Genomic DNA, 14,459 nt, shown 5'->3' on the forward strand with positions numbered 1-14,459 from the left:
ACGCTACGGAGGGTTTGGAGCAGGTAAGCCAGCGATTTGGCGTTGTTGCCCTTGTTGTATTCAATCTCGTGCAGGGCTTCCAGGGCGAAGTAAGCATCTTTCTGGCCGGCGGCCTTTTTTATGGCTACGACGGCCAACAAATCCTGCTCTGCCTCCGCCCGCTTACCCTGATAAATGTGGATGAAGCCGATATTCAGCAAACTGGCTGCTTCCTGGGTTCGGTCATTAATCTGGCGGGCAAGCACCCGGGACTGAGAGAAGTATTCCAGCCGCTGGGCCGTGTATTTATCCCGGCCCAGCGGCGTAAAGCTGTCGGCCAGGCGGAACCAGGCACGGCTTTCCGCCGCTTTGTCATTTGCTATTTGGGCGGCCTTAATGACCTGCCTGAAGAGGGCCTCTCCGCGCGGCACCTGCTGCCCTTGAATGTAGAGAATGCCCTGTTGAAAGACACTCTCGTCTTGCCAGTGGCGCAGGCCGGCCGCGTCGCTCAGGCGCTTAGCCTGCCGAAAAAAGTATAGGGCGCTGTCGCGGCCCGCTGGTTGAGCTTTGCCCGGGAGCAGCTGGTTTTTGCCCAACTCCAAGGCCAACTTAATGCGGCTCGTATCGCTCAGACTTCGCATCAGAGCTTGCGCCTGGCGCGTACCCCCGCGTTTGGCATACACCTGGCCGGTTTGAAACCGTGCCTCATCCACACCCGGCTCAAAATGCAGCTGGCGACCCAACTCGCCAGCCTGCGCAGCAAATACCAGCGCGCTATCAACACTTTGCTGGCTTTGCTCTGCTTTATTCAGGTAAAAGGCACTAAGCTGGAGAAGCCATTTCACGCGCGTGGTATCCGCGTTGCCTCGGCGCACGAGCTGGCGCAATTCGGGCATGGAGTAGTGGCGGGGCAAAGGTTGCGCCGCAGCCTTCGGGCTTGTGCCGGCAATCTGGCAAGCCAGAACCAGTAACAGGTACACTTTGGGCATGGCTGAGTTGGTTAAGGCAGCATGTAAGTGGGTTTTATTCAAAAGTGCCTGCTACTCATCCAACCGCGAGATAACTACGTGTGAGATTACTGTTGACCGCAGAATGTATGCGCACTTGCTCACCGATTTTGGTAGGCATATCTCTGCTCAAGTGACTTGGTGGGCTGGCCCCTGCCAACTGGGCAGGCAGCCACCGCGGCATGTGTGGGTTTCAACCGCCGCCGTTGCGGACCAGCACGCGACGCGTGATGCGCCGAATGCAGAATCAGGAAGCGAACGCATTACTTCACATCTGGTGATGTTAAATTGGCCTTTCTAAATGTGGCCATGCTTTCAGTGTAGTAAAACCTGGCTGCTGACTGGTAAAACGGGAAGTTAGTTGGGATCCATCGGTGCCTCTTCGGGCTTAAGGCCTATAATTTTGCGAATGCCTAACTTACCCATTCGGTACTCCAGGGTAGTCGGCTTCAGGTTAAGAAGCTCCGCTGCTCCGCCGCTGCCTCGCACACGGCCATTAGTCCGTTGAAGAATGGACATGATGAATTCGCGCTCGGCCTCTTCCTGAATCAACTTAACATCCGTTAGGGCCTTGGGCTGGGAAGCGGGTGGCAGCTGCCCTTCCGCTCCTCCAGCTACGGCAGCTTGCGAAGACCCCAAAAACAAGCTATTGGCCAAGGGCCGGCCTAACGACAGGGGAGACTTGCCGTCGTTAATAATCACGGCCTGCTCGATAACATTTTCCAACTCCCGGATATTGCCCGGCCAAGGGTAGCGCAGAAATTCCTGGAGCATCCCCTCCGGAATGCCCGCAAAAGGCTTGCCCATTCGGCGCGCCGACTTCAGGGCGAAGAAGCCAGCCAGCGATGGGATGTCGCTGGGCCGTTCCCGAAGCGGTGGAAGCATGATGGGGAAGATGGCCAATCGGAAGTACAAATCGAGCCGAAAGCGTCCGGCAGTTACTTCCTGCTCAATGTGGCGATTGGTGGCCACTATAATGCGCACATCCACTTTGATGGGGGTATTGCTCCCCACGCGCTCCACTTCCCTTTCCTGTAGCACGCGCAGCAGCTTGGCTTGCAGCTCCAGCGGCAACTCGCCGATTTCATCGAGGAAAATGGTGCCACCATTGGCTAGCTCGAACTTACCCACCCGCTTGTCGGTGGCACCGGTAAATGCCCCCCGCTCGTGGCCGAATAGTTCGGACTCGATGAGCGTGGCCGGCAGCGTAGCGCAGTTCAGCTTGACCAGCATTTTGTCTTTGCGGCCCGATAGGTTGTGGATGGCCCGGGCGAACAGTTCCTTGCCTGTGCCACTTTCCCCTAAAATCAACACCGTGGTGTCCGTTGGAGCTACCTGCGTCACTTGGTTGAATACCTGCAGCAGGGCCGGACTTGTGCCAATAATCTCCTCAAAGTTGGCCGAGGTTTTGACCTCTTCCTGCAGGTAGGCATTTTCCTGCCGTAGCTGCTCGCTGAGTTGGGCAATCTTGTCGTAGGCCAAAGCCCGTTCGAGCGTAAATAAGATGGGCTGTTCCAGACGGTCCAGCAGAACCGAGTGCTCGAAACGATACGCGTCGGGCTGGCGGCTGAAAAACGAAATGTCAAACGTTTCCCCTTGGCCAGCGACCAGGGAAAACAGCAGAGCCGAATTGAGTTTAAAGGTTTTGGCCGTTAGCTGAACAAGGGGGTGCTGCCTGCACAGCGCTTTGAACGCCTCGTGGTTGTAGAGGTCGGACGCGGCCGTTTCTTCTGCTGGTATGGCGGTTGCACGCTTCGTCATTTGCAGGAAACCGGCGGGCGAAATGCTCTGGTATTCCTTAAATCCGACCCGGTAGTAGCGATAAAAGGTATCGGCCCCGGCTTTGCGGTGCCGTACTGAGAAGAAGTCGAATGGAATGTGCTCCTGCAGCAGTTGAGCGAGCTGCAGCAGCTTCACCTCCCACCCATCACTACCAGCCAACGCTTCAGTAATGGCTATCTGCAGCACTTTCTCCTTGCGTAGTGCCATTTCCACGCCGTGGGCGTGCCGGTAGCGGCCAATTTCGAGGGCCATGAGCACATCCTGTTCCCGAAAAGGCTTGACGATGTAGCCGTTGGGGAAGGTGGCCTTCACTTCTTCCAGCACACTCGGGTTGTCATTGGCCGAAATGTAGATAAAGGGGATGTGCTCGTCAAACAAGTGCTTGGCCAGGTCCAGGCCGCGCTCCTTTCTTTTTAGGTAGATGTCGAGGAGCACCATATCCGGTCGGGTCTCGGCCATCAGGGCGTGCGCCTCCGCAATGGAATCGGCTATCCCAATGACTCCATAGCCGGCTTGCTCCAGAATCAACTGCAGGTTATTGGCGATTACATACTCATCTTCTACAATCAGAACCTGACAGTCGAAGGGATGTGCTGGCGCTGAGGGAGTAAGAGCTTCCATTTGTAACTAATTAGGGCACTTGACCCATCACCCAGAACCTTGCATCACTGGTCAACAAGCAAAGTATGATACCAACCAATTAAGATACTGCTAAAAGTAAGACAGAGCCGAATCCTTCGTAAAGCTTCTCAGCCCTGATTGCGTAGGATTGGTGCCACCCAAAGATGGGACCAATCCTACGCAGTATTTTATTTTCCGGCTTTTGAGCTCATCATGAACGATGTAGGCCATACTTGATAAGCAGGCTCCAGTTCGACATACCCGAAATAATTGTGGAACTCCAAAAAAACTGGATGATGCCTGGAGCGCCGAGGCAGTAAACAAGGCTTCAATTTCAGCGGAATTGCATTCGCCAGTAAGCAGTGGTTGCGCATTTAGCAGCAAACGGTAAGGGCCCTGGGACGTGGCACACAAAGTGTTTGGGTCGACGCTGATTATAGTGTTTTAATCAGTTTCCTTCCATGGTCAATTTCGATACCGTTCGTTCTGCCGTACTTTTTGCCTCGCTCAATGACCAACAGTGTACAAATGTGGTTAACCAATCCGCCGAGATTGAGGTGGCCTCTAATGGTTACCTCACCTATGAAGGAGAAGCTCCTGCTTTTTACTACTTTCTCACCGGGACCTTCGAACTGACAAAGCGGGTCGGGGCAGTGGAGCAACTGGTCCATACCCGCACGGCCGGCGAGCACATCGGCGAAGTGCCTATTTTGCTGGGCACCGCCTTCCCTGTCAGTGTAAGGGCGGTGGGACCAGCTCGCGTCCTGCGGCTCGATGCTCAGGACTTTCGTCGGCTGATGGCTGATTTACCGGATTTTGCCCGGACCATCACGGAGGAGATGATGCCTAGCCTGATTGGTTTGCAAAAGCTAGCCCTTAGGATTCCGACTTCCCAAGTCACGCTCTATGGCCATCCGTGGGACCCGGCCGCCTATGCGTTGCGGGACTTTCTGGCCCGCAACAACGTCCTGTTCACTTGGGCTGCTACAAGCTCCACTATGCCGATTAGGACAGATTTGGGCCGAGAGGTAGTAGCATCCGAGCACGCGTTGTACGCTCGCTTGCACGATGGCACACTCCTTGCCGACCCGACCCTTCGCAACTTGGCCACCAGCTTGGGGATGCGAACAACGCCGGCTGACCAAGTGTACGACCTGGCCATTGTAGGAGCGGGCCCGGCCGGGCTTTCTGCCGCCGTATATGCTGCGTCGGAAGGGCTACGGACTCTCCTGATTGAGCGCGAAGCGCCCGGGGGGCAGGCGGGCACCTCCTCACGCATTGAAAACTACTTGGGTTTCCCAGCCGGCATTGCTGGTGACGACCTGGGCCGGAAAGCCTTTGAACAAGCCGAGCGGTTGGGCGCCGATATCGTCATCACGCGCAATGTGGTTGCTTTGCGCACAGGCGGTGACCAGCAGCACGAACTCGTGCTGGACGGCGACGAGGTTGTCCGAACCCGGGCGGTCTTGCTGGCTACCGGCGTGGATTGGCGGCGGCTACGGGTGCCAGAGATTGACCGCTTTCTTGGATGTGGCGTTTTTTATGGGGCAGCCCGCACCGAGGCTGCCACTGCCCGCGACCAGGATGTGTACTTAGTTGGTGGTGGAAATTCCGCCGGGCAGGCGGCTATGTTCTTCTCTGGCTATGCCCGGCAGGTCACGCTGCTGGTGCGCAAGTCAGGCTTGGCGGCGAGCATGTCCCATTACCTCATCGACCAATTAGCCACCAAGGCCAACGTGCGCGTCGAGCCGTATACCGAGGTGACTGGGGTAGCGGGACGACAGCATTTGGAAGCTATTTCCGTTACCAATTTGCTTACGAATGAGACAACGCTTCGCCCCACCAGTGTGCTGATTGTGCTCATTGGGGCAGATGCGCGCACCGCCTGGTTGCCCGAAGCAGTAGCCCGCGATGAGCAGGGGGGAGTACTGACCGGCGCGGTGGTGCGCACGCATATGGTGCCCAAGTGGCCGCTTACGCGTGACCCGTTCTTTTTAGAAACTTCTCTGCCAGGTGTTTTTGCAGCTGGCGATGTGCGGGCGGGTTCTGTCAAACGGGTAGCAGCAGGGGTGGGCGAGGGAGGAGTTGCCGTATCCTGTGTGCACGACTATTTTGAGTCGTTGCTTGTCGCCTTACCAAGCTCTGAACCGGCACCAGTGCAGAAATAGCCTCCTATGCTATGGCAATTAACGACTCCAATAGGTAGGTCGCGGACCCACAGGCCGGTAGCATAGTAAATGGCGATAAAGCCGCTGCTCCAGTAGTGAGAGCTATTCTTTACCTAACAAATGGCGGGCATTTTCCAATAAAGACCATTGAGGAATCACTATCCAAAAACACCAGGTGATTTATCCAAAAATACTGGATAAGTCCAGGCGGCTTTTCCTTTTGAATACGGGAATCACCTCGCTTTCTTTGGACAAGTAGATGCTTGACAAATATTAAGGCATTGATTTTGAAAAGTATACGCAGTAGCGCACTGCTGAGTGGACATACTTGGTCCGGTTGAGTTTCCGTGGCATAACCGTTGCATTTCCTGACGGAAGAAAGGCAGTTTCACCTGCAGCATTGTGGGAGCAGGCAAGATAGACGCCCACGGGCTGGCTCAAATGGCTGTTTATAAACTCTTTGGCGATAGGGCAGAAATCAATGCCTGGTAATACCATCATTCTAGACCATAGTTCTCCATTTACTAACCCTTCTTAATGCTATGAAAAAGCCCTTGATGCTCCGTTTACTCCTGGCCCTGGCCTTCACGTTCTGGCTTTCGGCCTGTTCAGATGATGACAAGGCCGTTACGCCCACGCCCACCACGTTCGTAGTGGTGCATGGGGCGTGGCAAGCCCCATTCGCCTGGCAGTTTGTAAAAAAACAACTGGAAGACCAGGGTCAGAAGGTCGTGCTGGTTGAATTGCCCGGGCACGGAGCTGACCAGACCGACCCCAATACCCTAACTCTTAATAAGTATCGCGACAAAGTAGTGGCCGCCATTAACCCCCTGCCCGGCAATGTGGTGTTGGTGGGCCATAGCCTGGCGGGGATGGTTATTTCGGTGGTTGCCGAGCAGATTCCCAACCGGATTGATAAAATGGTTTACATCGGCGCCTTTTTACCGGCCAACGGGCAGTCCCTGCTGGACCTGGCCAACACCGACAGTACCTCGCAGCTGAGCGCCAACATTATCCCGCCCATTGCGCCGCCCACCTTGGGCATCCCGACTCCCAACCTAGCCGGGCTTTTTCTGCAGGATGGTTCGGCCGCGGTGCAGCAACTGTTGGTAACCAATTACCGCCCCGAGCCCACTTTGCCCTTCCTAGACCCTGCCGTGCTGACGGCGGCCAATTTTGGCAAGGTAAACAAGTACTACATCCACACACTGCAAGACCATGTGGTGGGCTACAACTTGCAAAGACGCATGGTGAGGGCCGCCGGCGTTTCTCATACCTACCAGCTCAACAGCAGTCATTGCCCGTTCCTGGCCATCCCCGACCAGGTCACGAGCACGCTAATGACGATAGCCAAATAGTGTTCCCACTAGCTGTACACGGCCACCCAATTAGTAGCTTCTTCCGTACTTATCATGACCATCACTCCATTTACGATTAGCGTCGCTGGGGCCATTCTCGACCGCATTCAGCAGAAGGTGCTGAATGCGGACATAGTGTCGGAGCCGGCTACGGGTTGGCAGCGAGGCACCAGCATCGCCTACGTACAGGAATTGCTCGCGCACTGGCAAACGGGCTACGACTGGCGCCGGCAGGAAGCCGAACTAAACCGCTACCCACAGTTTACGACCGAAATCGCAGGCAAGCGGGTACACTTTCTTCACATCAAAGGGCAAGGGCCGAACCCCCAGCCGCTCATTCTGACGCACGGCTGGCCGGACTCCTTTTATCGTTTCCACAAAGTCATTCCTTTGCTCACCGACCCAGCTGCTCACGGCAATGGGACCGGCCAGTCGTACGACGTCGTAATTCCTTCTCTGCCAGGGTTTGGATTTTCTGACCTGGCTCCGCTGGAATCCACTGCCGACACCTGGCACCAGTTGATGACCGAAGGGTTGGGCTATGAGCGGTTTTTTGCGGCGGGCGGCGACATCGGGGCTATCATTACCAAGAAGCTAGCCGAGCGCTACCCCGCCAGCGTGCGGGGCATCCACCTGACGGAAGTGGGGCTGCCGACCGGCACGGAAGCCATTCTGCAAACGTCGGAAGCCGCCCGTGCTTTCGCCACGGCGCTGCCGGGATTTCTTTTTCAGGAAGGCGCTTTCCTGCTGCTGCAAGGCTCCAAACCCCAGACCCTGGCTTTTGCGCTGGTTGACTCCCCGCTGGGCTACGCGGCCTGGGTGACAGAAAAATTTAACGCCTGGACTGACAACCATGGCAATCTGGAGAACACCTTCACCCGGGATGAATTGTTGACCCACATCATGATTTATCTGGTGTCCGGCTCAGTTCAGTCGTCGCTGCATGCTTACTACGACTGGACCAAACTAGTGCCCACGGCTAAGATTGCCGTGCCCACGGCCGTGGCCTCGTTTCCCAAGGAGCCTATTGTGCCCCCGCGGAAATGGGTCGAGTCCTGCGTGAATCTGCAGCGCTACACTGAAATGCCCGCAGGCGGCCATTTTCCAGCCTGGGAAGAGCCCGTGCTGTACAGCGCGGACCTCCGTGCTTTTTTCTCAACCCTATGAGTGGGCAAGCAGCCGCTTGTCATTCAGGCAGCCCTTTTCCATGCTATGGATAATGCCACAGTCCGCACGCTGCTCCCGTCTTTTCTCAGTATTTCGTACCGTAGCCAAGAGCGGATAATTGTCTTCCGCTGGCTGTGTCCGGTACCAAGTGAAGATTTATTCCGGGCCAGTTACTTCGCGCTGCTGGATTTGGCTGTGCAACACGATTGTTGGCAGTGGCTCCTGGATTTGCGCCGGCGTGGCAGCAATACAGTTGAACAGGACCAATGGGTGCTCCACGAGTTCTGTCCCATGCTCAACGCCGTTTTTCCAAATAATCAACTGGTGTACGCCGCTTATCTGGTGGCCCCGTCATCCCTCCATCACTACGCGAATGTGGTAACCCCCGCGCTTTCCAATCCGCTGAAAACCTGCTACCGCGCGGCTGCCTTCATCGACGAGGGGCCTGCTAACTCCTGGCTTACTGACCAACGCGCCGCTAAATGAGCCCGCTGATTTCTTGCCTTATGGCAAGAGACGCGCTGACGCGCCCCAGTTCCTTTGTCGAACACCAACCGCACTATTCTCATGCAAACCGTACCCACCGCCCTGTCCTTTGTTTTTCCGCTCCTCACGGCGTTTACCGTTTGGCAATTCTACCGGGCCGCCAATAAATCGCGAACGACGCTTTATGTGTTGCTGGCCTGGCTAGTGCTGCAAGCCGCACTGGGGTTGAGCGGGTTTTACACGGCGAGGCCCGGCTCCACGCCGCCGCGCCTAGCGCTGGCCGTGCTGCCGCCGGTGCTGGTCATTGTCAGCCTGATGCTCTCTGCCCGGGGGCGGGCTTACGTCGACGGCCTGCGTCTGGACCAGCTCACCCTTCTGCACACGGTCCGCATTTTCGTCGAGTTAGGCCTGCTAGTGCTGTACATGCACCACGCCGTGCCAAAGCTTATGACCTTTGAAGGCCGCAACTGGGACATTTTTTCTGGTCTGAGTGCGCCGGTGATGTACTTCCTCGTTTTTCGGCGGGAGCTGCTGGGCCGGAGCGCGTTGCTCGTCTGGAACCTGCTGTGCCTGGGCTTGGTGCTTAACATTCTGGTCAATGCCCTGCTGTCCGTGCCCGGACCTCTCCAGCATTTTGGCTTCGACCAGCCCAACATCGCCGTTCTGTACTTCCCATTCGTGTGGCTGCCGGCCTGTATCGTGCCCCTGGTTATCCTGGCCCATCTGGCTGCTATTCGGCAGCTGATTACGGGCAAACCGCTGACGACTACCCAAGCGCTGGCTCAGTAGCCGGCGACGCCTGCCTAGCCATTAGTTGCCGCCCGAGACTTAACCGATTATCTGTAACCCAACTTAATTCTTGCATCATGGCCAGTATTGCATTATATGGATTCGGCCGCATTGGGCGGCAATTTCTGCGGGTAGGCTTGCTCGAGGGCTTATTCGAGCCCGTGGCCATCGCCGACATCGGGGATGAAGCGACCCTGGCCGCACTCTTTGCCGTGGATACCAACTATGGCCGCTGGCACGAGCCCGTTGCGGGCAGTACCGGCCAATTGACGATTGGAGAGCGTAAAATTCCCTATCTCAACTCGGCCAAGGAAGTCCCTGACTGGGCCGCTTTGGGGGCAGCGGTGGTAGTGGACTGTTCGGGCCGGGCTACCACCCGCGCCGGGGCCCAAGTGCATCTCGACCGGGGCGCAAAGTGCGTGCTGGTGAGCACGGCCAGCAAGACGCTGGCCGACTGCGACGCCGTGCTGCTCAAGGGCATCAACCTCGATTCCTTCGACCCGGCCGCGCACCACATTGTGAGCATGGGCAGTTGCACCACCAATGCGCTGGCCGTAGCCATCAAGGTCATTCTGGAAAACTTCGGCATTCAGTATGGCCTGTTCTCGACGCTGCATTCCTACACCAACACCCAGTCGCTGACCGACCAGCCCATGAAGGACCGGCGCGATTCCTGGGCCGCCGCCGAGAACATCATTCCCTCCTCTTCAGGAGCGGCCCGGGCGCTGCAATTCATCTGGCCCGGCCTGCAAATAACCGGAAAAGCCTACCGCATCCCCACCCGCACCGGCAGCATCGCGGAACTAAACTTGGTGACCGAAAAGGAATGCACCGTGCAGGAGGTGAACGATGCTTTCCGTGCCGCTGCGCAGGAGGGCGTTGTCAATTTCCTGCACGGCGTCATCGACGTGCTGGAAGACGAGTGGGCCTCCTCTCGCATCGTAGGCGACCCGCATTCCTGCCTCATCGACTTGCCGCTGACAGCTAAAGAAGGCAACCTCTTATCGGTGGCGGCCTGGTACGACAACGAATGGGGTTTCTCGAACCGCCTGGCCGAAGTCGCCGCCTATCTGGCGGCGCGCCTCTAGCCTCCGTGCCGACGGGTGGCCGTGAAGCTATTGGTACTTCGATAGCCACCTATTTAGTATCCTCATTTATTGCCATTTGGCAAGAGAACGGTCATTTGCCGACTCGTCCTTTGCAGGGCAATTCCGCCCCCACTGCTTTTTCTCCACAGCATCACGACCATGAGCGCGCCCACTATCACTTTCAACGGCACCATTCCGCAGCAATACGACGATTACTTGGGGCCTTTCTTGTTTGAGCCCTACGCCCTCGACCTGGCGGATAGAATTGACTACGCTCCGGTAACCAACGTGCTGGAACTGGCTTGCGGTACCGGCCGATTGACCAACCTCCTATTGGAGCGCCTGCCCTCATCGGCCCAACTTACCGCCACCGACCTGAACCCAGACATGATGGCCGTGGCCCGCAAAAGAACCCTAGCGCCCAACGTCACCTGGGCCGTGGTGGATATCTCGGCCATTCCCTACGAAGACAATCAGTTTGATTTGATAGCCAGCCAATTCGGTTTCATGTTCGTGCCTGATAAACTCAAAGCCCTGACGGAAATTCATCGCGTACTGGCCCCCGGTGGCAAGTTGATTTTCAACACATGGGGTGCTATTCAGGACAACACCGCCTGGGCCATTGTCAACAAAGTATTACACGCTTTCCTCGGCGGCAATCCGGTGCCCCAGCACCTCGGGCCGTTTTCCATGGCCGATGCACAGGTTGTTTTGCAGGCGCTTACTGAAGCGGGGTTCCATCATGTCAACGCTACGTCAGTGAAGAAAACCGGCTTGGCCGAAACCGCGGCTATCGCGGCGCAAGGGTTCATTCAAGGACTGCCCTTCGCCACGGCTATCCAGGAAAAAGACCCCTCTTTGCTACCCAAGATTCAAGCCGCCGTGGAGCAGGAATTCAGCGCTCAGCTGGGCAACCACCCCTTGCGAACGCCCCTTCACGCGCTGGTATTCGAAGCCAGCAAGTAGCCGGACCGCGCGGCGGCTTTGTTGGCCTACCACCGGCCGGCGGCACGGGGCCAGTGTATGAATGGCTACGCGTGGCCAGCGTTTCGAACAACCAAGCCCGCGTTTAATGAATGCATAGAACTGTCCTTTAACTTAGTTGGCTTGCCATGTCACCGCCCGTAGGACAAACCGCCGTTCAGGCGGTACGCACCGCGAATGCAGCCCGAATAGTGCAAATTCTGCGTCGTAATACGTGGGTTGACGCCATTGGCAAAAGTCTGGTCAGTACACCTATTATCGGCGGGCTACTGCATTTTCACGACCCGCAGGCCAGCCAGTTCGCAAGCATTCTGCTGGCGCTGGGCGCCGTGTTGGGTTACTATTACTATCGACAATTCTATCTCCTGCGCAGCTTGGCTACCGCCATCACAGTAGGGGGGAGCGATGCTTTGCGGATGCTGCACCGGCTTTCCCGCCTGCTCTACTACTTCTATTTCGGGCATTTGCTTGTAGCTTCAGCTAGTGCCTTGGCCATTGGCACAAGAGTCATGCACAGCCGGGGGCTAACGCCTGCAGGCGGGGTAGGACTGCTTGGCTTAGGCAGTTTGCTTGTCGGTAGCTATCTGGTCGCCCATTGGGTAGTGAACAGCTATTTCCGGCGCTCTTTTCGACGTTCTGTCGCCCGCCTGCAGACACTACTAGCTGAATGAGCTGCTTAAAGCTGCTAGTAACCTGAATCCTTGTATTGCGCCGCTACGACGCAACGTGTTACGCTCATCAATAATCAGAAAGCGAACCGGCAAGTTGCAGCACAATGCACAGTGGGGTAGGATTGACAACGCTAACCAGGAAATTTTCTAAAAGCCCTATGAATACTTCTCAAGCAACCCTCGACGAGTTGAGCATCAATACCATTCGGCTACTGTCGGTGGACATGGTGCAAAAAGCTAATTCCGGCCACCCTGGTCTGCCGCTGGGGGCAGCGCCAATGGCTTACGTGCTCTGGTCACGCTTCCTGTGCTTCAACCCGCAGGACCCCAAGTGGCCCAACCGGGACCGATTCATTCTGTCGGCGGGTCATGGTTCGGCGTTGTTATACAGCCTGTTGCATCTATATGGCTTTGATTTGACACTCGACGACCTCAAGCAGTTCCGGCAGCTCGATTCTAACACGCCGGGCCACCCAGAGTCGCACCGCACGCCCGGTGTGGAGGTAACTACCGGCCCCTTAGGACAAGGCTTTGCCAATGGCCTGGGCATGGCCATGGCCGAGGCGCACCTCGGCGCCCTTTATAACAAAGAAGGCCACGCGCCGCTGCAGGACCACTACACCTACGTGCTGGTGAGCGACGGCGACCTGATGGAAGGCATCGCCTCGGAGGCGGCCTCCCTGGCCGGTCACTTGCAGCTGGGCAAGATGATTTACCTCTACGATGACAACAAAATATCGCTCGACGGCCCTACCAGCTTTGCCTACACCGAGAACGCCATGCAGCGCTTCGATGCCTACTACTGGCACACGCAGCACGTACAGGACGGCAACAGCCTCGACGAGCTGGAGAATGCCATCCGCGTGGCGCAGTCGGTGAAAGACCGGCCCTCCATTATTGCAGTGCGCACCATTATCGGCTTTGGTTCGCCACTGGCGGGCACCAGCAAAACCCACGGTAGTCCCCTTGGCCCCGACAATGTCAAAGCGACCAAGCGGTTTTACGGCTTCGACCCCGAGCAATCGTTTCAGGTGCCGGCTGAGGTATACGAGCACCTGCGGCAATCCGGCCTGAAGGGCGCAGAGCTGCAAAAGCAATGGGAAGCCAGTTTCGACGCCTACACCAAGGATTACCCCGGCGAGGCCGCGATGTTTAAGGCGTCATTCGCGGGTGAATTGCCCGAAGGCTGGGACGCCGACCTGCCGGTGTACACGCCCGCTGAGGGTGCGCTAGCCACGCGCCAAGCGTCAGGCCAAATACTGGAAGCCCTCAAAAAATCGATTCCCTTTCTATTTGGCGGTTCAGCCGACTTGGCCACGTCAAATGAAATGAACAAGGTGGGGGACGACAGCTTCCAGTACCTGCATCCCGAGCGGCGCAATGTGTGGTTCGGGGTGCGCGAGCATGCCATGGGCGGCGCCCTGAATGGCATGGCACACCATGGCGGCCTGAGGGTCTACGGCGGCACTTTCCTGACTTTCAGCGACTACATGCGCGGGGCTATTCGCGTAGCCGCCCTGGGCAAGAGCACAGCTACGTTCGTCTTCACCCACGACAGCATTGGCCTCGGCGAAGACGGCCCTACCCACCAGCCCGTCGAGCAAGTGCTGGCGCTGCGCAGTATCCCCAACATCGTGGTGCTGCGCCCCGCCGATGCCAATGAAAGCACCGAAGCGTGGCGCATTGCCCTGCGCACTTCCCATACGCCGGTCGTGCTCGTGTTCTCGCGCCAAAAGCTGCCCATCCTGGACCAACGTAGCCTCGGCTCAGCCCGCGAGGGGGTAGCCAAGGGGGCATACATCTTGCGCGAAGCCGACAGTGGCCAACCCCACTTAATTCTTATCGCCACTGGCTCGGAGGTCGCCCTGGCGCTGGAAGCCCAACAGGCACTGCAGGCCGCCGGCACCCCCACCCGCGTCGTCAGCATGCCAAGCTGGGAGTTATTTGAAAACCAAGATGCCGCCTACCACGAGCTCGTTTTCCCGACACCCGTGCGTAAACGCCTGGCCATTGAGGCCGGCTCGCCCATCGGCTGGCACAAATACACGAACGACGAAGGCAGCGTTATTGCGATGAATCATTTCGGCGCGTCGGGCCCAGCAGAATTGCTGTTCAAGAAATTCGGCTTTACCGTCGAGAATGTAGTCAAGCACGCCCAAGCTGTGCTTGCTGGCAACGTAGCGGCAGAAAGGCGTTACTAAAATCAACCAAGCGGCGCTTTTGATGCTTTCTCCCAATCACTAAACATATCTTGGTGTTCCAACCAGAAAAATCTCCAACGTATAGCGAAATTGTTGATGCGTGAGTAGTAGCGGATAAGTTGGTCGCCCTACTCAGCGCCACGGGCGTGGCCAGGAAT

The 14,459-nt window shown here is 57.0% G+C and carries 11 protein-coding genes; 9 read left to right on the plus strand and 2 right to left on the minus strand.

Features of this window, described 5'->3' with window-relative positions; genetic code table 11:
- Together AAFH49_RS13385 and AAFH49_RS13390 are read right to left on the minus strand one after the other, a co-directional pair.
- Positions 1-968 (minus strand): hypothetical protein (locus AAFH49_RS13385; RefSeq protein WP_342298866.1); only part of this gene is annotated, 968 nt, incomplete at its 3' end.
- A gap of 375 nt (positions 969-1,343) precedes the next feature.
- Positions 1,344-3,389 (minus strand): sigma 54-interacting transcriptional regulator, encoded by a 2,046-nt coding sequence (locus AAFH49_RS13390; protein ID WP_342298868.1) that lies wholly within the window; start codon positions 3,387-3,389, stop codon positions 1,344-1,346.
- A 461-nt stretch (positions 3,390-3,850) separates the two neighbouring features.
- On the opposite strand from AAFH49_RS13390, the gene AAFH49_RS13395 reads away from it, so the two are divergent.
- From AAFH49_RS13395 to tkt, 9 genes are all read left to right on the plus strand, one after another.
- A complete protein-coding gene (locus tag AAFH49_RS13395) occupies positions 3,851-5,557 on the plus strand; it encodes an FAD-dependent oxidoreductase (RefSeq protein ID WP_342298869.1) in 1,707 nt (568 codons plus the stop codon).
- Positions 5,558-6,099: 542 nt separating this feature from the next.
- Positions 6,100-6,915 carry an alpha/beta fold hydrolase gene (locus AAFH49_RS13400; RefSeq protein WP_342298870.1) on the plus strand — a complete coding sequence of 272 codons (816 nt, stop codon included), beginning with the start codon at positions 6,100-6,102 and terminating at the stop codon, positions 6,913-6,915.
- Positions 6,916-6,969: 54 nt separating this feature from the next.
- Entirely contained in the window at positions 6,970-8,082 is a 1,113-nt protein-coding gene (locus AAFH49_RS13405) for an epoxide hydrolase family protein (protein ID WP_342298871.1), read from the plus strand.
- Entirely contained in the window at positions 8,083-8,568 is a 486-nt protein-coding gene (locus AAFH49_RS13410; protein WP_342298873.1) for a hypothetical protein, read from the plus strand.
- Between the two features lie 81 nt (positions 8,569-8,649).
- Positions 8,650-9,357, plus strand: coding sequence for a hypothetical protein (locus AAFH49_RS13415; RefSeq protein ID WP_342298876.1), 708 nt, complete (start codon positions 8,650-8,652; stop codon positions 9,355-9,357).
- Between the two features lie 77 nt (positions 9,358-9,434).
- Positions 9,435-10,445, plus strand: coding sequence for a type I glyceraldehyde-3-phosphate dehydrogenase (locus tag AAFH49_RS13420; RefSeq protein ID WP_342298878.1), 1,011 nt, complete (start codon positions 9,435-9,437; stop codon positions 10,443-10,445).
- Positions 10,446-10,604: 159 nt separating this feature from the next.
- Positions 10,605-11,411 (plus strand): class I SAM-dependent methyltransferase, encoded by an 807-nt coding sequence (locus tag AAFH49_RS13425; RefSeq protein WP_342298879.1) that lies wholly within the window; start codon positions 10,605-10,607, stop codon positions 11,409-11,411.
- Positions 11,412-11,557: 146 nt separating this feature from the next.
- Positions 11,558-12,100 carry a hypothetical protein gene (locus tag AAFH49_RS13430; RefSeq protein WP_342298881.1) on the plus strand — a complete coding sequence of 181 codons (543 nt, stop codon included), beginning with the start codon at positions 11,558-11,560 and terminating at the stop codon, positions 12,098-12,100.
- A gap of 158 nt (positions 12,101-12,258) precedes the next feature.
- The gene (gene tkt, locus AAFH49_RS13435) at positions 12,259-14,301 is read left to right on the plus strand and encodes a transketolase (RefSeq protein WP_342298883.1); all 2,043 of its coding nucleotides are present in this window, start codon (positions 12,259-12,261) and stop codon (positions 14,299-14,301) included.
- Positions 14,302-14,459 lie beyond the last annotated feature (158 nt).

It is taken from the genome of Hymenobacter segetis (assembly GCF_038448715.1).
Lineage (GTDB): Bacteria > Bacteroidota > Bacteroidia > Cytophagales > Hymenobacteraceae > Hymenobacter > Hymenobacter segetis.

Coding starts and splice junctions, on each gene's coding strand:
- AAFH49_RS13390 (WP_342298868.1), bottom strand. CDS start 3,389: ATGGAAGCTCTTACTCCCTCAGCGCCAGCACATCCCTTCGACTGTCAG.
- AAFH49_RS13395 (WP_342298869.1), top strand. CDS start 3,851: ATGGTCAATTTCGATACCGTTCGTTCTGCCGTACTTTTTGCCTCGCTC.
- AAFH49_RS13400 (WP_342298870.1), top strand. CDS start 6,100: ATGAAAAAGCCCTTGATGCTCCGTTTACTCCTGGCCCTGGCCTTCACG.
- AAFH49_RS13405 (WP_342298871.1), top strand. CDS start 6,970: ATGACCATCACTCCATTTACGATTAGCGTCGCTGGGGCCATTCTCGAC.
- AAFH49_RS13415 (WP_342298876.1), top strand. CDS start 8,650: ATGCAAACCGTACCCACCGCCCTGTCCTTTGTTTTTCCGCTCCTCACG.
- AAFH49_RS13420 (WP_342298878.1), top strand. CDS start 9,435: ATGGCCAGTATTGCATTATATGGATTCGGCCGCATTGGGCGGCAATTT.
- AAFH49_RS13425 (WP_342298879.1), top strand. CDS start 10,605: ATGAGCGCGCCCACTATCACTTTCAACGGCACCATTCCGCAGCAATAC.
- AAFH49_RS13430 (WP_342298881.1), top strand. CDS start 11,558: ATGTCACCGCCCGTAGGACAAACCGCCGTTCAGGCGGTACGCACCGCG.
- tkt (WP_342298883.1), top strand. CDS start 12,259: ATGAATACTTCTCAAGCAACCCTCGACGAGTTGAGCATCAATACCATT.